We start from the raw sequence: 22,587 nt of genomic DNA on the forward strand, positions 1-22,587 counted from the left end.
GTGGTCATGAGCGAGCAGAAAGTCGTCATTATCGATACCGGCTGTGCCAATGTTTCTTCGGTAAAATTCGCCATTGAACGCTTGGGTTTTGCGGTGGAAATATCGAAAGATCCCCAAGTGGTTCTGAGTGCTGACAAGCTATTTCTTCCCGGTGTCGGTACGGCCAGTGAAGCGATGAAAAACTTGCAAGAGCGTGATTTGATCAGCTTGGTTAAGCAAGTAGAAAAACCGCTATTAGGTATTTGTCTTGGTATGCAGTTACTTGGCAAATCATCACAAGAGAAGGGCCAAAAGGCAGACCAACAGGTTGAGTGTTTGGGTTTGTGTGAGGGTGAAGTAAAACGGATGGAAACGGGGCATTTGCCGCTTCCTCACATGGGATGGAATACCGTCAAATCAGTGCCTGAACATCCATTGTTTAAGGGGATTGAAGAGGGCGAGTATTTCTACTTTGTGCATAGCTTTGCCATGCCAGTCGGAGAGTACACTATTGCGGAATGTGATTATGGCAATCCATTTACTGCCGCAGTACAAAGTGGCAACTATTACGGCGTGCAATTTCACCCAGAACGTTCGAGTAAAGCGGGCTCAAAGCTTATTGAAAACTTCTTAAACTTATAAAGGGAATTATTTGTGATCATTCCAGCATTAGATTTAATTGAAGGACAAGTGGTTCGCCTTTATCAAGGGGACTACGGTCAAGTAACCGAATACAAAGTCGATCCAGCAGAGCAATTTAACCTCTACCATCAAGCCGGCGCAAATTGGCTGCATTTAGTGGATTTGACTGGCGCAAAAGATACCACCGCGCGTCAGTTGGATTTAATTGCCAAGCTGCTTGCCAGCACACCTGCGTCTATTCAAATTGGTGGTGGCGTGCGTAGCGAGCAAGATGTGGTTGATTTACTTGAAGCGGGTGCGCAGCGCGTGGTGGTGGGATCTACCGCGGTAAAACAACCAGAACTTGTTAAAGGTTGGATGGAAAAGTACGGCGCAGAAAAGATCGTTTTAGCATTGGATATTAATATCGATGCGGATGGTACGCGTAAAGTGGCGATTTCAGGTTGGCAAGAAGACTCTGGTGTGACGATTGAAGCGCTGATTAACGACTACCTTACGGTTGGCCTAAAGCACGTACTGTGTACCGATATTTCACGTGACGGCACATTGGCGGGCTCGAACGTTGAGCTATACATCGATTTGTGTCAGCAATACCCACAAGTGCAATTTCAATCTTCAGGCGGTATTGGCAGCTTAGATGATATTGCTGCCTTGAAAGGCTCGGGTGTAGCGGGTGTGATTGTTGGTCGCGCCTTGCTTGATGGCAAATTTACCGCAGAGGAGGCATTTGCATGCTGGCAAAGCGAATAATTCCTTGTCTTGATGTGCGTGATGGTCAGGTGGTTAAGGGCGTACAGTTTCGTAACCACGAAATCATTGGTGACATCGTGCCACTGGCACAGCGTTATGCGCAAGAAGGCGCTGATGAGTTGGTGTTTTATGACATTACGGCATCAAGCGATGGTCGTGTGGTCGATAAAAGCTGGGTGAAACGTGTTGCCGAAGTGATTGATATTCCATTTTGTGTCGCTGGTGGTATTAAGTCGGCTGAAGATGCGGCGCGTATATTAGAGTTTGGTGCGGATAAGGTTTCCATTAATTCTCCTGCGCTGGCTAACCCACAATTGATTACTGATTTAGCCGATAAATTTGGTGTGCAGTGTATCGTGGTAGGCATCGACTCTTATTACGATAAAGAGACGGGACAATATCAGGTCTACCAATTTACGGGTGATGAAGCTCGTACCAAAGCAACACAGTGGCAAACCCGTGATTGGGTGCAAGAAGTGCAAAAGCGTGGCGCGGGTGAAATCGTATTGAATATGATGAACCAAGATGGCGTGCGCAATGGCTATGATATCGAGCAGCTTAATATGGTACGTGAAGTGTGCCATGTGCCACTGATCGCTTCTGGTGGCGCAGGTGCGATGGAGCACTTTGCTGAAGCGTTTGATAAAGCCAATGTCGATGGCGCACTTGCTGCATCGGTGTTCCATAAACAAGTGATTAATATTGGTGAGTTGAAGCAGTACTTGATTCGTCAAGGTGTCGAAGCTAGGCCGGTAGAGGTGAAATTATGAGTTTTCAAACAAGCGATGTGAGCGCCCTGATTGAGCGTATCGATTGGCAAAAAGTCGATGGCTTGGTCCCAGTGATTGTACAAGATTTTCTTTCTAGCCAAGTGTTGATGATGGGTTACATGAATCAAGATGCGCTGGTGACGACAGGTGAAACGGGTCATGTGACTTTTTTCTCACGTACTAAACAGCGCCTATGGACCAAGGGTGAGAGCTCTGGCAACGTACTAAAACTGGTTAATGCTGCGTTAGATTGTGATAACGATACATTATTGGTCAAAGTGACTCCGGTTGGGCCAACGTGTCATACCGGAACAACGACATGTTGGGATGGCGATAAGCAAGCAGAGTCGCAGCTGGTGTGGCTTCATCAACTTGAACAGCTTTTGGCTGATCGTAAAAATGCCGATCCTGATTCGTCTTACACCGCCAGCCTCTACGCTCGTGGCACCAAACGTATTTCGCAGAAAGTGGGCGAAGAAGGCGTTGAAGTCGCGCTTGCGGCAACGTCGGGTGACAAGGCGGAATTAGTGTGTGAATCTGCGGATCTGATTTACCACCTGTTTGTGCTGTTACAAGATCAAGGCTTGTCATTTAACGATGTGATTAACAAGCTTAAAGAGCGTCATCAATAAATCGCTCTAGTATAAAATAAAGGGTTGCCTATCCTAGGTAACCCTTTATTCTCGCTTCTCGCTTTTACATCTCAAACAAGAAATAGAACCCATAGCCGACGATTAAGGCTGGAATTGCTGAGTAAAATGTTGCCACCAGCGCAGCCTTCGGGGCCAGTGCAATGGCAGGGAAGAGCGCATCACCGTCATTCGATATCGAATTGGCTAATTGCGCCGAGAGCGGTGCCGCGCCAGAAATATATAAACTGGTGACTAAAATTTGTGGCCCACAACCTGGCAACAAGCCTACGGCGAGTCCCATAAGAGGCATATAAGCTCCCCAGCCAGAAAATACGCTTGGTAAATCAATATGACCAAAATAGGTGGTCAGCTCAAACGCCATAAAAGCAACAATCACCCATGCAGTCACAAAGTTGGTATCTTGCGCCGCTTTTTGTAAAGGATGTGAAGAGACGCATTTTGTATCTTCAGACACGGTTGACTCATAGTCTTCAATTTCTTTGGTCATCGCCCATAACAGCATACTGACGATGATCAGTACGGTACCAATCCATTCAATGCTCATTTCAGGTAGGTGCAATAATTGATTGATATCCACTTGGAATGAGCCTAAACCTGCGATGATAGTCGCCGGCACAATCAGCCATTTCCAAAACGTACCTTGCAGGTTGATGGCCTTTTCTTCCAATTGCGTTGGTACTGAATTCGCTTTGCATGCCCTAGCTTGAAAAGCTTCTTTTAATTCCGGTCTTAGAAAATCATCTTTATGAATAGCATTGACCGCCCAACCAGATAAGCAGCCAACGATGACGCCCATGGCGACGACGGCTAATCCCACATCGGGTTTGCTGGCGAGCAATAAAAAGGCTGCGTCACCCATGGTCGCGGTTAGTACCGCCACGATGGCGCCGAACCCGACACGGCCACTGACGAATTGCGTCGTAACAATGATCGCACCACCACATCCAGGCAGTGCGCCAAGAAGGGCTGCAAACGCAACTTGATGACTGCGAGACTTGTTGTAGAGCGAAATGAGCTTACTTTCTTTATTCATAAATAAAGAAGCGTAGTGGTAAATGGCTAAAGTGAAGGCAACGTAACTGGAGACGGCCCAAAAGGCATCAGAAAGCGTGTTTACGGTTACATTACGAGTGATATCCGTCGCGACCAATGCGATAAGAATGACCGGTAATATTAGACGTTTGTAAGCTAATTTAAATTGTCCTAACGACAGCCAGTTAGGTAGCGATGAAATAGATATAGGATTCATACAAGGCGCTCAATAAAAATGATTCTCATTCTTAATATATGCAAATGAGAATTATTTGCAACAAAATGTTTATATTGAAGCTTCTTTTTGATTGCCATCCGCTGAAAGCGATGACAAATGATAAAAATCAGGTAAAGTATCGACTTTCGTAAGTAAAGTGCCTAAATCACACTAAAAGCGTGAAAACCACGATGTAAAACGTGGAGGTACGAAATAAGACTTAATAGGAAGAGCAATGATTTTAGTTGTAGGTCACAAGAACCCTGATAGTGATAGTATCTGTAGTGCAATCGTAGCGACTGAGCTACTGACAGCACGTGGCGTTGAAGCGATGCCAATTCGCCAAGGCGAAATCAACCGCGAAACTCAACACATCCTAGATGTAGCGGGTGCCGTTTCTCCAGAGCTACGTACAAGCGTTGCTGGTGAACAAATTTGGCTAGTAGATTACTCAGATCTTGCACAAGCTCCAGACGATGTGGCTGACGCTGAAATTCTTGGTATTGTCGATCACCACCGTCTAGGTGATGTGATGACCGTAAACCCAATGGAAGCTTGGATCTGGCCTGTAGGCTGTACTAACACAGTACTGTTCAACATGTTCAAGATTGAAGGTCACGAAATCAAGCCTCAAATCGCTAAACTAATGATGTCAGCAATCCTATCTGACACCGTTGGCTTTGCATCACCAACTTGTACGCAAAAAGATAAAGATGCAGTTGCAGAACTTGCTCAAATCGCAGACGTACAAGATGTTGACGCATTCATCAAAGATCTATTGATCGCAAAAACGAACATCGAAGGTCTATCGGCTGCAGAACTTGTTGAGAAAGACCTGAAAGGTTACCCTTTCAACGGTCGTGATGTTGTTGTAGGTCAAGTTGAGCTAGCAACGCTAGAGCAAGTTGCAGAGATGATCGAAGCATTAGAAGCCGATCTAGAGCGTCGTTGTATCGAAGAAAACCTAGCATTTGCAGCAGTAATGCTTACTGACATCACAACAGCACAAACTCGTCTGCTACATAAAGGTGAGTGGTCTGAAAAACTTCTAAAACATGAAGTTGAAGGCATGCTAATGATGGAAAACACGCTAAGCCGTAAGAAACAAGGCTGGCCTTGGCTACAAACTGAGCTAGTGTAAGCTATCGACCCTGTCGTCACTGAATGACAGCGTAGAAATAAAAAAACCATCCGAGTGGATGGTTTTTTTTCGTCTGTAATACGGTGTTTTTTGTTTTTAGGTGAGTTGCTAGCGCTTGGTCACTCTTTATTTAAAGCAAGGTGCTTTATTAAAGTGGCTTTCAATCAATCGCTGAGTAATCGGATGCTCTGGGCAACTAAGTACCTGTTGAGTATCACCTGCTTCAACGACTTCACCTTGGTGCATCACCATCACCTTATCGGTAATGTGCTTCACAATACCGATATGCTGCGATACATAGACAAATGAAACGCCCATCTCTTCTTGCAGTTCGAGGAACAGGTTAATGATCTGCGAACGCATCGCCATATCGAGACCGTTGAGCGCTTCATCGGCGACGATAATGGAGGGTTGCAGGATAAGCGCTCGCGCGAGACAGACACGCTGCTTTTGACCTGTCGCTAGCATTTGTGGGTAAAAATAGGCATGTTCAGGCAGCAGGCCAACGCGCAGTAAAGTATCTTTAACGCGTTTAATACGCGCTTCCTGTGGCATGCTGGTATTTCGTTTCAATGGACCTTCAAGGATGCGACCAATTTGAATACGTGGATTCAACGAGGTATTTGGGTCTTGGAAGATCATACGGATCAGCTTACAGCGCGTAGAGTAATCTTTATGCTCCAACAAATCGCCGTTAACGCGAATTTCACCTGACGTTGGTTCAACCATACCGGCAAGCATGCGAGCTAGGGTTGATTTACCAGAACCATTTTGACCAATAAAGCCAATCGTCTGTCCAGCTTCTAGTGTGAAGTTAACCGGTTTAACCGCGTGCTGCTCTTTACGACCAAACAAGCCAGAACGAGTCTTAAAGGTTTTCGACAAGCCTGTCACTTCTAACAGAGCACTCATGATTTCTTCTCCATATTAAGCGGGAAGTGACACGCATATTTATGGTTTTTAACCCGTTTAGCCGTTGGGATCTCGACGCATTGACGCTGAGCGTACGGGCAACGAGGGCCTAATCGACAACCAATCGGCAGATGCTGCAGCGGTGGAATACTGCCCGGCAACGACTGCAACTTCTCTTTATGTGGGATCCATTCAGCAAAGTCCGGCATCGCTTTTAGTAGTGCAACCGTGTATGGATGCTTGGGTTGGGCGAGAATTTTGTCGGTATCTGCCGACTCAACTGACTGGCCGCAGTACATGACGGTAATGCGTGTCGCCCATTGAGTAATGGTCGTTAAGTCGTGACCGATTAGCATGATACTGGTGTTATGCACCTGATTCATACGACTTAACAGACGCAGAATCTGCGACTGAGTGATGGGGTCTAAGTCGTTAGTGGGTTCATCAGCAATCAGCAGTTTAGGCTTAGCGGCGATTGCCATCGCAATCATGACTTTTTGGCATTCACCATCAGTCAGTTCATACGGATAGCTGCTCATGATCTGTTTGTGATCTTTGATGCCTACTTTGTGCAGCAAAGCGATGGCTTGTTTTTTACGCCAAGTCAGTCGTTGCCACCATTTGCCTTCAAACGCGCGATGAGGGATCGATTCTAATAGCTGTTTGCCCACTTCTTCAGAAGGGTCTAAACAAGTCGATGGTTCTTGGAAAATCATTGCAATATCGCGCGCAATGACGCGGCGTCTCTCGCGCGGAGTCAATTGCAATAGGTCGATGTTACCTAAACGCATTCGGTCGGCAGTGACTTTCCAGTTATCTTTACATACGCCGACGATCGCTTTGGCGACTAAGCTTTTTCCTGAGCCTGATTCACCTACTAGACCACGAATTTCACCTTCGTTCATGGTCAAACTCATGCGATCAACCGCTTTCACCAATCCTTGTGGCGTTTCAATTTCAATGGTTAAGTGTCGAATATCTAATAACGGCATTATTCGATTCCCGCGTTAAGAGCTTGGCGTACACCTTCACCGACTAAGTTGACCATCACGACAGTAAACATGATAGCAAGTCCGGGTAGTGTCACGGTCCAGGGCGCTAAATAGATCAATTCGACAGAGTCACCTAGCATTGCGCCCCATTCGACGCTCGGTGCTTGCGCGCCAAGGCCGAGAAAGCCAAGTGCAGTGATGTCGAGAATCGCAATCGACAAAGCAAGAGTCGCTTCGCTAGCAATCACGACTAATACGTTTGGCAAGATTGAGTTCCACAATAAGTAGAAGTCATTCGCCCCATCAAGACGGGCTGCCATCACGTAGTCTTTTTCAACTTCGTTGTGCACCGCGATGTAGACCGAACGAATGAAACGAGGGATCAGCGCAAGGCAGATCGCTAACAAAATGTTGAACTCACCAAAGCCTAAGAAGGCGACGAAAATAATCGCTAGCAGTAATGACGGAATCGACATGACAGTATCGAGTAGGTGGTTCAGGGTACTTGAAAGTAACCCTTTGGTCATGCCTGCCAAAATACCGATAGCACAACCAATCGCAGCGGCGATTGCGGTGATCAATACTGCGGCGCCAAAGGTCAGTTGAGTTCCGGCAATCAGACGCGAGAGGATATCTCGGCCCAAATCATCAGTGCCAAGAAAGTACTCTACGGTGCCAGCTGGGCTCCAAGAAGGGGGGAGAAGCAGTTCACTGGTTTGCGCTTGTGGATCGTGAGGTGCGAGCCATGGCGAAAGTAGCGTGATTAAGACGATAAGAATTAAGCACCAAAGGCCAAACATAGCCAAACTATTGGCTTTGTAGCTGCGCCAAAAACGCTCGAATTGAGTCGGAATGCGCTCTTCTTGATAGATATTATCGGTTAGCATACCATTCCTTCCTAATTAACGGATTGATCATCGCACCGATCAAGTCTGACAAAATGTTGGCCGTTAATACCAAGGTGGCTACCACGATTACCCCTGCTTGTATCGCGACATAATCTTGGTTTGACAATGCATCAAGTAGCCAGCGGCCAATGCCCGGCCAGTTAAAGATCGATTCGGTGATGATCGTAAGAGTCAACATACTGGCTAACTGCACGCCAATTTTGGGAATAATCGGTGGAATCGCGTTACGCAGTACATGCTGGGTGACGATTTCGTGATTTGCTAAACCTTTAATTCTTGCCACGCGAATATAGTTTTTGCTCATCACTTCTGCCACTGAGGTACGCATCAAACCGATAACTTGCGTGGTTGGGGCGAGCGCCAGCACCAAACACGGTAAGATCAGATGGTCAATGACGCTTTGCAGCGCATGAGCACGGTAAGGCCCTTCCGTTAGGAAGGCATCAATGAGAGCAAAACCCGTAATGTGATCAATTTGGTAGAGCAAGTCATAACGGCCTGCAACGGGAAAGATTTGATAGTTGAGCGAGAATATCATGATCATCATTAACGCAACCCAAAACAGCGGTGCAGAAGATCCTGACATAGAGGTAAATGAAATCACCGTATCTAGCCATTTACCCTGTTTCATTCCGGCGATCGTACCAATAGGAATACCGACCAGAAGTGAGATGGTAAAGGCGATGATGCACAGCTCAAGTGTCGCCGGAAAAACAGCGCGAAGTTCATCAATGATCGGCACGCCGGCTTTGTTGACGCCAAAGTTAAGGTGTGAAAGTTCACCAAGGTAGGTCGTCCAACCACTCCAGTACTCTTGCAGAGCCCACGGCGAGGTTGGATCGAGACGTAATAGGCTATAACCGATAATCGTTAAGATCAGCAAGGTGATGAAAAATAGATTTAGTCGGCGGATGGTATAGATCAACATCTATTTTATCCTCTCAATACTATCAAAAGGCTGAGCGTGAAATGGACTCGCTTTAAAGCCGGTCAACGAATTATCATGAGCTTGGAATTGCATGCCATGGTTCAATGGAATCACCGGAAACTCTTCATTCAAAATATTTTGCGCTTGCTTGTACAAGTTAAGGCGATAGCGCGGCTTATCAACTTCCAGTGCGAGATCGAGCAAGAAGTCAAAATCAGGGTCACACCAACTGGCAACGTTTAAGCCAGCTCGCTTTGAGTCGCAAGAGAGCAATGGACGCAAAAAGTTGTCAGGATCGCCGGTGTTAGCAATCCAACCCGTTAGATATAGGTCCATATCGTCGATGTTTTTCACTTCAGAACGGTCGAGGCGATCATCCATAAACAGGTTCAATGTTATGCCAATTTCAGCCAAGTTCGCTTGGATTAACTCGGCCGTTTTACGTGGGCTTGGGTTGTATGAACGTGGCTCCAGAGGCACTGACATATTTAAGGTCAATCCTTTGCTGTAGCCTGCGTCATGTAACAGCGCAATAGCATAATTGCGATCATAACGCACTTGAATGCTGTCGCCGTTATAAGCCCACGAACTTGGTGGTAATACCGAATATGCTTGGCTACCGGTGCCGTAATAAACCGAATCTAAGATATTTTGGCGATTGATCGCGTAGTTGAGAGCCTTACGCACACGTGAATCACTCAAGGCTTTATGCGCTGTATTGACGGCAATAAACGAAATGTTCATGGCGGGATCAGCGGTAAGCGTTATCGCATCATGATTTTCGATAGTTGGAATTTGGCTGGAACGAGGGGCGGTAAGTACATCGCATTCATTGCGCAGCAATTTAGCTAGCGTCCCTGTACCGCGATGAGAAATATCGAACACCACTTGTTGCATTTTTGCTTGTCCCGCCCAGTATTGCGAGTGGCGTTTTAGGCGAACCAAATCATTGATCTGGTAATCATCCAGATAGAAAGGCCCTGTGCCTACCGGATGGCTATCAATCATTGAAAGCTCGTCACTCAATAGTAATTGATTGGCATACTCTTTTGAGTGGATGACCGCATGACTGGTCGCAATATTTGATAGGAAAGTATTATTAGGGCGTGCAAGGGTAAATTTAACCGTCAACTCGTCCAGAGCTTGGACATCGACTAACAAATTTTGTAAATCAATACCGGTAAACCAAGGGTAAAGCCCACCGCCAACGTAATGGAATGGATGGTTGGTATCGATAATGCGCTCAAAGCTAAACACGACATCATCAGCGGTTAAAGTGCGCGAAGGCGTGAACCATGAAGTCGTTTGAAACGCGACATTCGGCTTAAGCGTGAATATGTACTCGGTGCCTTCTTCGTTTACTTGCCAACTTTCAGCCAAACTTGCGACCGGTTGGTAAGTGTTGGCATCAAGTGTTAATAAGGTATCGAAAAGCTGAGAGCTTAATGTTTCTGACGTAATGCCACTGTCCACCAATTGTGGGTTAAATGTGGTAGGGCCGGCTTGACCACAAAACACAAAACCGTTTTGGCGTATTTTTTCGTGACTGATTTCTTCCCCACATCCGGCTAATAAGCCAGCGGCGACAAAGCTCAGGGTCAGTTGTATGAATGCTTTCATATAATTTTGGCTTTTAAAGCACAACGGAACTCCCCATTATGCCCGATTCAAGACTCCATTGACTACTAATTGTTGATGACAAACGGTTTTTCAACCTGATTTGATCAATCAACTCGACTGTTATTAGTTTATACCGATACCGTCAATATAGAAGCCCCCTCGATGGAACTCCTGCCTAATCGATGTTTGGCAGCTAATCTTCGCGTGTTAGGTCGTACTTTCTTACCATGCCACGTAATTGATGGTAGCTAAGGCCTAATAGTTCGGCCGCTTTGCGTTGATTGAACTTGCTTTGTTCAAGTGCGGCATTGAGTAGTTGTTGATCTTGCTGCTCTTGCCACGCTTTGTAATCGAGAGGAAATTGAAAACCGATTGGGGCAGCGGTGTCGCTCGTTTGCGTGACAGTCTCTTTGTTGGTTTCGGTTTCATTTGGTCGCTGAAAGGGATCAAACACTAATGTGTCAATCATAAACTCAGATTCACCATGTTGATAAATCGCGCGTTCAACGACGTTCTTAAGTTCACGAACATTGCCCGGCCAAGGGTAGTTGAGTAGACTCTGCTGTGCCTGTTCACTAAACCCAACAAAATAGTCGAAACCGAGTTCACGGCACATCTTGATGGCGTAATACTGCGCCAACAACAAAATGTCTTCCTGACGTTCACGTAGCGAAGGTAGGTGGATGACATCAAACGCGAGACGATCAAGTAAATCCGGACGGAAACTACCTTGATCGGCCATCGCTGGTAGATCAGCGTTGGTGGCACACACCAACCGTACATTCGCATTGCGTAATTCATGGCCGCCAACACGTTCATATTGACCATATTCAATTACGCGCAACAGCTTCTCTTGCACTAACAAAGGTGCAGTGGCTAATTCATCAAGAAATAGAGTGCCATTTTCTGCTCTCTCAAAGCGACCTTTATGGCGGCCTTTTGACCCTGTGAATGATCCTGACTCGTGGCCAAACAGTTCCGAATCAATTAAACCTTCGCTCAGTGTTGAACAGTTGAGGGAGATTAAAGGCTGATCCCAACGTTTTGATAGGTAGTGCAGGCGTTGGGCAATTAATTCTTTGCCGGTGCCTCGTTCACCAATGATAAGAACAGGACGCTCAATTGCGGCAAGTTTTGATACTTTATCAAGGACAGCGAGAAAAGCAGGGGACTCGCCGATGAGGTTCTGATTCATAGTTCACCTAAAGCTAGCGTAGTGGAGCAATCAATGGATTTACCTGTCCAGTTTAAGAGTCAGTAAGCCGATTGGTAAATTTTACCTATAGTTGGTTAAAATTGTCATGCATACAAGTCTTGTTTACGACGAGTTTTTGTAAGTGTTTGTTTTTGCTTCTAATTAAAGTTGGCATGCGATTTGATATAGGTAATGGTAAGTAAGCTACGCAGATATGAACATTGATAAGGAGTCATTCATGGGTATTTTCTCTCGTTTTGCCGACATCGTAAATTCAAACATCAGTTCGCTTTTAGACAAAGCGGAAGATCCAGAAAAAATGATCCGCCTCATTATTCAAGAGATGGAAGACACGTTAGTTGAGGTTCGTACTAATTCTGCTAAAGCGATTGCGGATAAGAAAGAGTTAGCACGCAAAGTGGAAGCGATTGATGATCAAGTGCAAGATTGGCAACAAAAAGCCACGTTGGCACTGACAAAACAACGCGACGACTTGGCTCGTGCAGCATTGATTGAAAAGCAAAAACTGCAAGACGTTTTGAAAGGTTTGCACACAGAGCAAACACTGGTGGAAGAGACCATTAATAAATTGACGGGCGAAATCGGTAAACTAGAAAGTAAAATTACCGAAACACGCGCTAAGCAACAAGCGTTAGCTATTCGCAGTCAAACGGCTTCAAACCGCCGTGATGTTCAGCGTCATTTGCATACCGCTCGTACTAATGAGGCGATGGCAAAGTTTGATCAATATTCACGTAAAATCGATGAGTTAGAAGCCGAAGCGGATATTTACGCGAAAACCGGCCAAGGTAAATCGCTTGATCAAGAGTTTGCAGAACTGCAAGCGCAAGACGAAATCGAACAAGAGCTGGCGAAACTCAAGCAGCAAATGGAAGAGAAAAAGTAATCAGCACATTGGCTACTTTGCTAGACGGAAAATAACTAGATGGCAGGTTAACAGCCTGCCTAATGACTAATTTAGGAGTGACTTATGTCTTCGTTTTGGATCGCATTACCACTGGTCGTTTTTATGATCTTTGTGGCTCCAATATGGCTGATTCTCCATTATCGCAGTAAGCGAAAAACCAGCAGTGGTTTATCGCAAGAAGATTACCAGCGTTTAGAAAAGTTGTCAGAGCGTGCAGAATCGATGCAAAAACGCGTCGACACTCTCGAACGCATTTTAGATGCGGAGTCGCCAACGTGGAGGCGCCGTTATGAGTAAAGAACTTTATCGCGACACGCGCAATGGTAAATTAAGCGGCGTGTGTGCAGGTCTTGCTCACTACATCGGTGCAGAAGTATGGTTGGTGAGGATTTTATTCATTTCAGCCGCTTTGCTGGGAGGCTCTTTCTTAGTGCTGTTGGCCTATGTCGCGCTTAGCTTTATGCTGGAAAAGCAGCCTGATAATTATGTTGAGAGCTTGAAGAATCAGCAAGAGCACAAGCTGAAAAATAAACCGTGGCAAGCAGGTCAATCTCCGGAGCAGCTACTTAACACACTGGAGAAAGACTTTGAACAGTTGGAGGGTAAAGTGCGTGGTATAGAAGCCTACGTGACGTCTGATACGTTTAAAGTTAACCGAGAGTTTAGCAAGTTATAATCACCACAGAAAACGGTTATAGCGCAAGTGATTGACAGCGTTGAGGGGTGTTCATCACCTCTCAAACTGTTCATTTTATTAATGAATCATCCATGGGAAAAGTGCCACGCAAAGTGGCAGAGTATGCAACGGTCATCTATCTTTGGTTTAAGGCTTTGTTTGCCAGCAATTTGTTAGCCAGCATTAGGGATGATTGATTATGCACAAGACCTGTCTTCTACTCGCCATGGCTATCATGCTTTATGGCTGCGGTAAAGATCTCCCCCCCGTTCCTGAACCCGACTCGCGTCCCGCAAAACTCTTTTCTGTTACTGTTGGTAATTCGGCCTTTGTACGCACTTTTCCTGCTACGTCAGAAGCGGGCGATAGGGCGGTATTGGCCTTTAGGGTACCCGGCCAACTGCAAATGATTGATGTGGTTGCAGGTCAGGCGGTGGCAAAAGGTGATGTACTTGCCTCACTGAATCCAGATGAATATGAACTGCTTGCTCAGCAAGCTCAAGCGCAGTTTCGTTTAGCAGATGTGCAGTATCAGCGCTACAGAAAACTGCGCCAGAATAAAGTGGTCTCCGAGCAAGATTTTGATCAAGCCAAAGCCAATCGCAACTCAGCGCGTGCCACTTTAGATCAAGCGAAAGCGAACCTCAGATACACCCAGTTAATTGCGCCTTATCATGGCACTATCTCACTGATCCCCGGTGAAAACTACGAGTACATTGCCGCGAAACAAGGGGTGATGAATATTCAAACCAATCAATTGATCAAGGTATTCTTCCAACTGCCTGATCATCTCCTCAACCGTTTTTCAAGCGGTGCTGATCCTGAAGCAAATATGATATTTGATGCGTTTCCTGATAGTCAGTACCCGCTTACGTTTCAAGAAATAGATACTGAGGCCGATCCTAAAACGGGTTCATATAAAGTCACCATGGTGATGGAGCGCCCGGCTAATGTTGGCATTTTACCCGGTATGTCAGGGGCGGTTCAGGTGGTTGCCGCTTCATCGACGGCAACTCGTATTCCCGGGTCTGCGTTATTTCAAGAGAACGGCAATACCTGCGTATGGCGTGTAAAAGCCGATGGGATTGTTGAGAAAGTCTCGGTAGAACTTAATGACCGTCAACAAGTTGTTTCGGGCTTAGAAGATGGCGATCAAATTGTGATTTCCGGCGTTAGTGGTATTCAAGCGGGCATCAAAGTACGTGAGTGGGTGAAAGAACGGGGATTATAAAATGAAAACTACAGTGATTTTATCCACAATAACCGTCGTACTTGCCATGGTTGGCTGTGGGGAAAAAGTGGAGTACGCCGATTTTGGTTTGCCTAAGGTTACGGTGGTCACGATTGATAGCGCCTCTCAAGGAGACAGTCTCTATTTTCCCGCTGTGGCGAATGCCGCCGAGCGCTCTCATTTGAGTTTTCGTGTCTCTGGTGAAATCAACAAGCTCTACGTGAAAGAAGGCGACAAAGTTGAGCAAGGCGCGATGATTGCCCAACTTGAACCGACCGATTTTCAACTTGATGTGGATAATGCCTCTGCGCGCTATTCGGTAATCAACAGCCAGTATCGTCGCTCAAAGCCATTAGTTGATAAGGGGCTGCTGGCTAAGTCACAATTTGATGAAATTGCTGCACAGCGCCAAATTGCGTGGGCTGAATTGCAACTAGCACAGCTACGTTTGTCCTTTACACAATTAAAAGCTCCAGTGGATGGCATCATATCGCGCGTGTCAGTCGATCAGTTTGAAAATGTGCAAGTGGGGCAGCAAATCGTCAATATTCACAGTCTTGATGATGTGGAGGTTTTAATTCAACTACCAGACCGCATCTATGTTAATCAGCCACAGCAAGATAATTTGGCGCGTATAGACGCCATCGTCAAAGTACAAAGTGGTAAAGAATATCACGCCACCATCAAAGAATTCACCACTGAGCCAGATCCAAAAACAGGCACATTCAATGTTACGCTTTCACTGCCAATGCCCGAAGATGAATATATCTTGGATGGCATGGCCGTTGAAGTGACCTCTAGGAGTGAGCAAGTTGGCTTGGACTTAAAGCGTGGAGTTCAAATTCCGATTGAGGCGATCTTTAACGCTGATGGTGATGATTTGGATCCAAGCAACAAGTTCGTCTGGGTATTAAACGATGACAGTACGGTGACCAAACAAAAAATAACGGTAGGAAAAGCAAGTCAGAAAACGATTCAAGTGCTGGCTGGGTTACAGGCTAAGCAAAGAGTGGTGGTAGCAGGCGTAGCGAAGCTTCGAGATGGTATGAAAGTCGAGGTCATTGGCAAGGAGGCTGATAATGAGTAATACCTCAAACACACCGCAAGATGATAGTGAAATCACAGGCGTAGCGGCTTACTTTATTCGTAATCGTGTGATCAGCTGGATGATTGCCTTAATTTTCTTAATTGGTGGCGTGGCTTCATTTTTTGGTTTGGGCCGCTTAGAAGATCCAGCTTTTACCATCAAAGACGCCATGGTGGTGACCTCTTATCCGGGGGCAACACCGCAGCAAGTGGAAGAAGAGGTGACCTATCCGCTAGAGAAAGCGATTCAACAACTGACGTATGTCGATGAAATTAACTCCATCTCGAGTCGTGGCTTATCACAAATTACCGTGACGATGAAAAATAACTATGGGCCGGATGATCTGCCGCAAATTTGGGATGAATTACGTCGCAAAGTTAACGATCTTAAAGGCCAGCTACCTCCGGGCGTTAACGACCCACAGGTCATTGATGATTTTGGCGATGTGTACGGTATTTTGCTCGCGGTCACTGGTGAAGGATATAGCTATAAAGAACTGTTGGACTATGTTGATTATTTGCGGCGTGAGCTGGAATTGATTGATGGTGTCAGCAAGGTCTCAGTCTCTGGCGAGCAGCAAGAACAAGTCTTTATTGAAATATCGATGAAACGTTTGAGCAGTCTTGGTCTTGCCCCCAATACCGTCTTCGACTTACTTTCCACTCAAAACATCGTCTCTTCTGCGGGAGCGGTGCGGATTAGCGATGAGTATATCCGTATTCATCCCACTGGCGAGTTTGAAAATGTCGACCAACTTGGCGATTTGATCATTACCGAAAGTGGTGCGCAAGGGTTGATTTATTTACGCGATGTAGCGGACATCACCCGCGGTTATATTGAAGTTCCGAGCAATATTATTACGTTTAATGGTCGATTAGCGCTCAATGTTGGGGTCTCTTTTGCTCAAGGTGTCAACGTCGTCGAGGTTGGCGAGCGGTTTGATCGCAGACTGGCGGAGCTGAAGTATCAACAACCGGTCGGTGTGGGGATTTCTGAAATCTACAGCCAACCGAAAGAAGTTGATAAATCGGTACAAGGCTTTGTGGTGAGTTTGGGGCAAGCCGTTGCGATTGTGATCATTGTGCTGTTGTTCTTTATGGGGCTGCGATCAGGTTTGCTGATTGGTTTGATCTTATTGCTGACGGTTCTGGGGACTTTCATTTTTATGAAGTATTTCCAAATCGATTTACAACGTATTTCTTTAGGTGCATTAGTGATTGCGCTTGGGATGCTGGTGGATAATGCCATCGTGGTGGTGGAAGGGATCTTAATTGGTACTCAGCGAGGGAGGACAAGACTACAAGCTGCAACTGATATTGTCACGCAAACCAAGTGGCCATTGCTCGGTGCGACAGTGATTGCGGTGACAGCGTTTGCCCCTATCGGCCTCTCGGAAGACTCAACGGGTGAATATTGCGGTACTTTATTTACGGTGTTATTGATCTCTTTGATGTTGAGTTGGTTTACCGCGATTTCTTTAACGCCATTTTTTGCTGATTTGTTCTTTAGAGGTATGAAAACGCCGCAAGGCGATGAAGAGAGTGACCCGTACAACGGGGTTATTTTTGTCGTTTACAAGAACTTTTTAGAGTTCTGTATGAAACGAGCTTGGCTCACCATTGTGGTTTTATTAATGGGCCTAGCGGGTAGTATTTATGGCTTTACGCATGTCAAGCAATCCTTCTTTCCTTCTTCAACAACGCCGATATTCCAAACGGATGTTTGGTTGCCCGAGGGGACGGATATTCGCGCCACCAATACCAAGCTAAAAGCGATGGAAGAGTGGCTGGTTAACCAAGAGGGGGTGAGTCACGTTACCACGACAGCAGGCAAGGGCTTACAACGTTTTATGCTGACTTATGCTCCGGAAAAAAGCTATGCCGCTTATGGTGAAATAACCACGCGAGTGGAGAACTATGAAGTCCTCGCTGACTTGATGAGTCAGTTCCGAGAACACTTAGAAAATGGTTTCCCAGAAGTAAATTACAAGCTAAAACAAATTGAACTTGGCCCTGGTGGTGGAGCAAAAATCGAAGCCCGCATTATCGGTTCCGATCCAACGGTATTACGCTCAATTGGTGCGCAAGTGGAAGAGATCATGCGCGCGGAAGCGGGAGCGACCAATATTCGCCACGACTGGCGTGAAAGAACCAAGATCTTAGAGCCTTTGTTTAACGAAAGCCAAGCGCGACGTTACGGCATCACCAAATCCGATGTGGATGATTTTCTGGCGATGTCTTTCTCTGGTAAATCTGTTGGTATTTATCGTGATGGTACGACCTTGATGCCGATTGTTGCACGATTACCGGAAGATGAGCGGGTCGACATTCGTAATATCGAAGGGATGAAAATTTGGAGTCCTGCGCTTAGTGAATACATTCCACTGCAGCAAGTCACCTTAGGCTATGATTTGCGTTGGGAAGATCCCATCATTGTGCGTAAGAATCGTAAACGTATGCTGACCATTATGGCCGATCCTGATTTGCTGGGTGAAGAAACCGCCGCGACTTTGCAAAAACGAATTCAGCCATTGATTGAAGCGATTGAATTACCACCGGGTTATAGCCTTGAGTGGGGCGGAGAATATGAATCTTCAGGTGAAGCTCAAGCATCACTATTTACAACTATGCCGATGGGTTACTTATTTATGTTCTTGATTACGGTGTTTTTGTTTAACACGGTTAAGGAACCTCTGATTGTGTGGTGTACGGTACCGTTAGCGATAATAGGGGTGACGGTTGGTCTGCTGGCACTCAATACACCGTTTGGTTTTATGGCATTACTTGGTTTCTTGAGCTTATCTGGCATGGTGCTGAAAAACGGTATTGTGCTATTAGATCAAATCAACATTGAGATCCAATCAGGCAAAGAGGCTTATATCGCGGTTGTTGACGCGGCGTTAAGTCGTGTTCGACCGGTATGTATGGCGGCCATCACGACCATTTTGGGCATGGTGCCATTGCTGCCGGACATTTTTTTCAAGCCGATGGCGGTAACAATTATGTTTGGTTTGGGTTTTGCTACCGTGCTCACGTTGATTGTGGTTCCGGTGCTTTATAGGCTCTTCCACCGTGTTGCTATTCCGAGTTAAGCTGAAGGGATATCTGAGTCGGTGAAGGCCGCAACATAATAAGAATCGATGATGGAACAAGAAACTTGCGCTTGGGCGCTAAAACATCCGTTAGAGCAGGCATATCATGATGCCGAATGGGGTGTACCAGTGTATGACGACAATACACTGTTCGAGTTTATTACTCTAGAAGGCGCGCAAGCGGGACTTAGTTGGATCACTATTCTCAAAAAACGAGAGGGTTACCGGCAAGCGTTTGAAGAGTATGATTTGACCAAATTGAGCCGCTATAGTGCCGAACAAATTGAGGCGAGAACGGAAGAGATCATTACCCAGTTTGATGTGGTCAAACATCGTGGAAAAATTAGGTCTGTATTTAGTAATGCACAAGCGGCACTTCGACTGGTTGAAGAATATGGTTCACTCTCAAATGCATTATGGCAAATTGTCGAGCATAAACCGATCATTAATCACTGGAAGACGATGTCAGAGGTGCCGACCTCGAGTGCTGAGTCTAAGGCGATGAGTCAATTTCTTAAAAAACGCGGCTTTAAGTTTGTTGGCGAAACGATTTGCTACGCTTTTCTGCAAGCGACGGGGATGGTTGATGATCATTTGCAAACCTGTCCCAAAAAGGCGCATTTGTAACACAATCACGCACTGAGGATATATCCCACCATATGGATGCGAATGAGAAAGCCCGCGGTTTATATGCGGGCTTTTTTAACCAAGTTATCGGTTAAAACAACGGATGAGCGATTTAATAAGACGTCTCTTTTTCTAAAATGAGTGCGTTGTAACGAGCGAAACCTTGCTCTAGGTCGGCGATGAGATCGTCAACATCTTCCAGCCCAATATGCAGTCGAACTAAGGTGCCGGTAAAGTTTGGATGCGCGACAGTGCGTAAACTATTAAAGCTCTTCGGTTCATTGGCCAGTATAAGACTCTCATACCCTCCCCATGAATACCCCATGCTAAAGTGTTTCATACCGTCGAGTAATGCTGTGGTTGCTTTAGGGTAGCTGCTTTTTAATACCACAGAAAATAAGCCATTGCCGCCAGTAAAATCTCGTTGGAAAAATTCATGCCCTGGGCAGGTTGTAAGAGCGGGGTGACGTACATGGTCAACTTCAGGACGAGTTTGTAACCATTGAGCGACTTTTAAACTGTTTTCAGCATGCTGACGCAAGCGCACATCTAAGGTTCGAATACCTCGCAAGCCTAAGTAGGCATCGTCAGCGGAGACGCATTGCCCCATCAAGTAGCTCTGTTCACGCAGTTGATCCCAGTGTTTTTCATTGGCGACCGCGGTACCTAACATCACATCTGAATGGCCCACAATATATTTGGTAGCAGCTTGAATGGAGATGTCTACGCCAAAATCAAATGGGGAAAAGTTAACCCCCGCCGCCCAAGTATTATCGAGCATGACCACAATCTCTTGCTCATGAGCAATGCGGGCCAGTGTCGGCACGTCTTGCACTTCCATAGTGATAGAACCGGGAGACTCTAAAAACAGCACTTTCGTATTTGGTTGAATGAGATCGCGTATCTCTTCGCCAATCGTTGGGTCGAAGTAGGTGGTTTCAATGCCCATTTTCTTCATGATCTTGTCGCAGAAATCTCGCGTCGGTTCATAACAGGTATCGACCATCAAGATGTGATCGCCCGTTTCGACAAAAGCAAGTATGGCATTGGAAATCGCAGCGGTGCCGCAGGGGTAGAGAGCACAACCCGCGCCACCTTCGACTTCAATCATGGCATCTTGCAGCGCAAAGTGAGTATTGGTACCACGACGACCATAGAAAAGGGTTTTCTTTGCGCGATTAAGAATGGCGTGATTTTTCTCGGCAACGGTATCAAATACAACCGTTGACGCGCGTTGAACTGGGGGATTAACGACACCGTTGGTCCATTTTTTATCGCGACCAGCGGTGATGAATGTGGTTTTTTTTCCTTCTGACATAAGCAGTCCTTGTCCTAAATCGTGGGATTATTTACTGGGTATATTTAAAACATGCTCATAACGACAAAGCAAGGGTAGTCGGCATTATCATGCTGAATAGGCGAAAAAAGACCGAGCATAGCTCGGTCTGGGATGATGTGATTAAATCACAGTAACGGATTAAATAGATAGAAGGTGCGCTCCAAGAAGCGGAAATAGATTGAGCGCTGTCGCCACTCGTCTAAGGAGACTGTATGGGACTGCGCAATATAGCCCGCCTGAAGTTGATGCATTTTCTGCGTGAATTCTTGATCATCAATTGCGAGGGTCACTTCGAAATTGAGCCATAAGCTACGCATATCCATATTCACCGTGCCGACTAAACAAAACTGCTCGTCGATCACGACCGATTTGGTATGCAACAGACCGCCATCAAATTCATAGATTTTTACACCCGCTTCCATTAGCTCACTGTAGAAAGCTCTTGATGCCCATTGCACCATCAGTGAATCATTCTTATGGGGAATGATTAACTCAACGTTAACGCCTCGCTGCGCCGTCATTTTTAATGTTTCGAGTAAATCAGAGCTTGGAACAAAATACGGTGTCGTGATGCGAACCGAATCATTGGCTTGGTTGATTGCCAACGTCAATACTTGATAAATTAAGTATTCAGGCATGCCGGGACCTGATGGTACGACTTGAATGGGGTGTTCTGAGCTACTCTTGTCAACATCACATTCTGGCATGAGTGGGAAACTACGCTCGCCCGTTTCGACCTCCCAATCCCAACTATGGATAGCAGAAAGCACATTTACCGTTGGCCCTGTCACTCGTACCATGATGTCAATCCACTGACCTACACCAGAATTCTGTTTAAAGAAGGCGGGGTCGACCATGTTCATCGAACCGGTATAAGCGACTTTCTCATCAATCACGATGATCTTGCGATGTTGGCGTAAATCTAGACGACGCAGAAAAATCCGCCAAGGGCTCACAGCGAGTGCTTGCACGACGTGAATACCCGCTTGTTCCATCTTTGCCAGCCACTCGCTACGGAAAAAACGTGGGCTACCCGCTGAATCAAGTAACAGTTTGATCTCAACACCACGACGGGCAGCAGCAATTAAAGCGTTAGCGACTTCATCTGCCATTCCTCCTGGGTGCCATATATAAAAGACCATTCGTATGCTTGTTGTGGCTTGATTGATGTCGTCAATCACCGAACGCATGATCTCTTGTGGTGAACTTTGCAAAGACAATTCATTGCCGCTGAGGGCGGGTAGGCCAAGACGGTTATTACATAGCTCATCAATGCGAGAAATATGTCGACCGAAGTTTTCTGTTGAGTGTGCTTGGCAGTGACTTAATTTAGAGAACCATTCCACGAAAGGAGACAGCATTTCTCGAGCACGATCGGCCCGTTTACGGCCGAGGTTGAGTTCACCAAATAAGAAATAGCAGAGCACACCAACAATTGGGATGATGTAAATCACCATCAACCAAGCAAGTGAAACGCTGACAGCGCGGCGCTTGAGGACTACTCGCAAAGTGACACCGGCCACCAAAATCCAATACAACACGATACCTGCAAGCGTGACGTAGTGATAGAACTGTTCCATCGAGATTCCTAGATAAGGATGATTGCTTCAATCTTGGCCGATTTTGCGAGCTATAACAATAAAAGCCGAACGAAATTAGGTAATTAATGGTCAGAAACTAGGATGGAGCACAAACCGCTTAACAAATAGGCGATACGTGTAATGAGTTGGAGTGAATTGTTATAAAATGTTAAATATGGTCAAAAAGGTAGCAATTAAAGACTGATAATTGTGTGCTGAGTGGTAAATATCCCTATCGGGGTTTCAATTTTATTCTCAAACTGTTTTACTTGCCATACATCGTGCGACA

General features: G+C 45.9%; 21 protein-coding genes. 12 read left to right on the forward strand and 9 right to left on the reverse strand.

Features of this window, described 5'->3' with window-relative positions; genetic code table 11:
• Positions 1-6 precede the first annotated feature (6 nt).
• From hisH to hisIE, 4 genes are read left to right on the forward strand one after another with little or no spacing between them, the layout of a single operon-like run.
• The gene (gene hisH / locus RH88_RS20360) at positions 7-621 is read left to right on the forward strand and encodes an imidazole glycerol phosphate synthase subunit HisH (protein WP_005599585.1); all 615 of its coding nucleotides are present in this window, start codon (positions 7-9) and stop codon (positions 619-621) included.
• A gap of 12 nt (positions 622-633) precedes the next feature.
• On the forward strand, positions 634-1,371 hold the full coding sequence (hisA, locus tag RH88_RS20365; protein WP_005599587.1) for a 1-(5-phosphoribosyl)-5-[(5-phosphoribosylamino)methylideneamino]imidazole-4-carboxamide isomerase: 738 nt from the start codon (positions 634-636) through the stop codon (positions 1,369-1,371).
• Positions 1,353-2,141 carry an imidazole glycerol phosphate synthase subunit HisF gene (gene hisF / locus RH88_RS20370; RefSeq protein ID WP_005599588.1) on the forward strand — a complete coding sequence of 263 codons (789 nt, stop codon included), beginning with the start codon at positions 1,353-1,355 and terminating at the stop codon, positions 2,139-2,141. Before hisA ends, hisF begins: the two co-directional genes overlap by 19 nt.
• Positions 2,138-2,773: a bifunctional phosphoribosyl-AMP cyclohydrolase/phosphoribosyl-ATP diphosphatase HisIE gene (hisIE, locus tag RH88_RS20375; RefSeq protein ID WP_005599589.1), complete on the forward strand. Its 636-nt coding sequence runs from the start codon at positions 2,138-2,140 to the stop codon at positions 2,771-2,773. Before hisF ends, hisIE begins: the two co-directional genes overlap by 4 nt.
• Positions 2,774-2,837: 64 nt before the next feature.
• Here hisIE and RH88_RS20380 read toward each other — a convergent pair whose 3' ends face one another.
• Positions 2,838-4,043, reverse strand: a complete 1,206-nt coding sequence (locus tag RH88_RS20380; protein WP_005599591.1) for a putative manganese transporter — start codon at positions 4,041-4,043, stop codon at positions 2,838-2,840.
• Between the two features lie 235 nt (positions 4,044-4,278).
• Here RH88_RS20380 and RH88_RS20385 point away from each other — a divergent pair, with 235 nt between their 5' ends.
• Positions 4,279-5,184, forward strand: coding sequence for a manganese-dependent inorganic pyrophosphatase (locus tag RH88_RS20385; RefSeq protein ID WP_005599593.1), 906 nt, complete (start codon positions 4,279-4,281; stop codon positions 5,182-5,184).
• Between the two features lie 126 nt (positions 5,185-5,310).
• Here RH88_RS20385 and RH88_RS20390 read toward each other — a convergent pair whose 3' ends face one another.
• From RH88_RS20390 to pspF, 6 genes are all read right to left on the reverse strand, one after another.
• On the reverse strand, positions 5,311-6,096 hold the full coding sequence (locus RH88_RS20390) for a peptide ABC transporter ATP-binding protein (RefSeq protein WP_005599595.1): 786 nt from the start codon (positions 6,094-6,096) through the stop codon (positions 5,311-5,313).
• Positions 6,093-7,088, reverse strand: coding sequence for a peptide ABC transporter ATP-binding protein (locus tag RH88_RS20395; RefSeq protein ID WP_005599597.1), 996 nt, complete (start codon positions 7,086-7,088; stop codon positions 6,093-6,095). The genes RH88_RS20390 and RH88_RS20395 overlap by 4 nt, the downstream gene beginning before the upstream one ends.
• Positions 7,088-7,975 (reverse strand): putrescine export ABC transporter permease SapC, encoded by an 888-nt coding sequence (sapC, locus tag RH88_RS20400; protein WP_005599599.1) that lies wholly within the window; start codon positions 7,973-7,975, stop codon positions 7,088-7,090. Before sapC ends, RH88_RS20395 begins: the two co-directional genes overlap by 1 nt.
• Complete coding sequence (locus RH88_RS20405; protein ID WP_005599601.1) at positions 7,962-8,924, reverse strand: ABC transporter permease; 963 nt, start codon at positions 8,922-8,924, stop codon at positions 7,962-7,964. Before RH88_RS20405 ends, sapC begins: the two co-directional genes overlap by 14 nt.
• Complete coding sequence (locus RH88_RS20410; RefSeq protein ID WP_005599602.1) at positions 8,925-10,544, reverse strand: ABC transporter substrate-binding protein; 1,620 nt, start codon at positions 10,542-10,544, stop codon at positions 8,925-8,927.
• 193 nt (positions 10,545-10,737) lie between these two features.
• The gene (gene pspF / locus RH88_RS20415; protein WP_005599604.1) at positions 10,738-11,739 is read right to left on the reverse strand and encodes a phage shock protein operon transcriptional activator; all 1,002 of its coding nucleotides are present in this window, start codon (positions 11,737-11,739) and stop codon (positions 10,738-10,740) included.
• A gap of 238 nt (positions 11,740-11,977) precedes the next feature.
• On the opposite strand from pspF, the gene pspA reads away from it, so the two are divergent.
• From pspA to RH88_RS20450, 7 genes are all read left to right on the forward strand, one after another.
• A complete protein-coding gene (gene pspA, locus RH88_RS20420; protein ID WP_005599606.1) occupies positions 11,978-12,646 on the forward strand; it encodes a phage shock protein PspA in 669 nt (222 codons plus the stop codon).
• A gap of 84 nt (positions 12,647-12,730) precedes the next feature.
• Positions 12,731-12,964: an envelope stress response membrane protein PspB gene (gene pspB / locus RH88_RS20425; RefSeq protein WP_005599608.1), complete on the forward strand. Its 234-nt coding sequence runs from the start codon at positions 12,731-12,733 to the stop codon at positions 12,962-12,964.
• Positions 12,927-13,343 (forward strand): envelope stress response membrane protein PspC, encoded by a 417-nt coding sequence (gene pspC, locus RH88_RS20430; RefSeq protein WP_174269675.1) that lies wholly within the window; start codon positions 12,927-12,929, stop codon positions 13,341-13,343. Before pspB ends, pspC begins: the two co-directional genes overlap by 38 nt.
• Before the next feature lie 199 nt (positions 13,344-13,542).
• Positions 13,543-14,574, forward strand: a complete 1,032-nt coding sequence (locus tag RH88_RS20435) for an efflux RND transporter periplasmic adaptor subunit (protein WP_005599613.1) — start codon at positions 13,543-13,545, stop codon at positions 14,572-14,574.
• A 1-nt stretch (position 14,575) separates the two neighbouring features.
• Complete coding sequence (locus RH88_RS20440; protein WP_005599614.1) at positions 14,576-15,661, forward strand: efflux RND transporter periplasmic adaptor subunit; 1,086 nt, start codon at positions 14,576-14,578, stop codon at positions 15,659-15,661.
• On the forward strand, positions 15,654-18,752 hold the full coding sequence (locus RH88_RS20445; protein WP_005599616.1) for an efflux RND transporter permease subunit: 3,099 nt from the start codon (positions 15,654-15,656) through the stop codon (positions 18,750-18,752). The genes RH88_RS20440 and RH88_RS20445 overlap by 8 nt, the downstream gene beginning before the upstream one ends.
• 51 nt (positions 18,753-18,803) lie before the next feature.
• Positions 18,804-19,379, forward strand: a complete 576-nt coding sequence (locus tag RH88_RS20450) for a DNA-3-methyladenine glycosylase I (protein WP_005599618.1) — start codon at positions 18,804-18,806, stop codon at positions 19,377-19,379.
• A 112-nt stretch (positions 19,380-19,491) separates the two neighbouring features.
• Here RH88_RS20450 and RH88_RS20455 read toward each other — a convergent pair whose 3' ends face one another.
• A complete protein-coding gene (locus tag RH88_RS20455) occupies positions 19,492-20,697 on the reverse strand; it encodes a cystathionine beta-lyase (protein ID WP_005599619.1) in 1,206 nt (401 codons plus the stop codon).
• A gap of 146 nt (positions 20,698-20,843) precedes the next feature.
• Positions 20,844-22,298 (reverse strand): cardiolipin synthase, encoded by a 1,455-nt coding sequence (gene cls / locus RH88_RS20460; RefSeq protein WP_005599621.1) that lies wholly within the window; start codon positions 22,296-22,298, stop codon positions 20,844-20,846.
• Positions 22,299-22,587 lie beyond the last annotated feature (289 nt).

It is taken from the genome of Vibrio scophthalmi LMG 19158 (assembly GCF_000222585.1).
In the GTDB taxonomy this organism is placed as follows: domain Bacteria; phylum Pseudomonadota; class Gammaproteobacteria; order Enterobacterales; family Vibrionaceae; genus Vibrio; species Vibrio scophthalmi.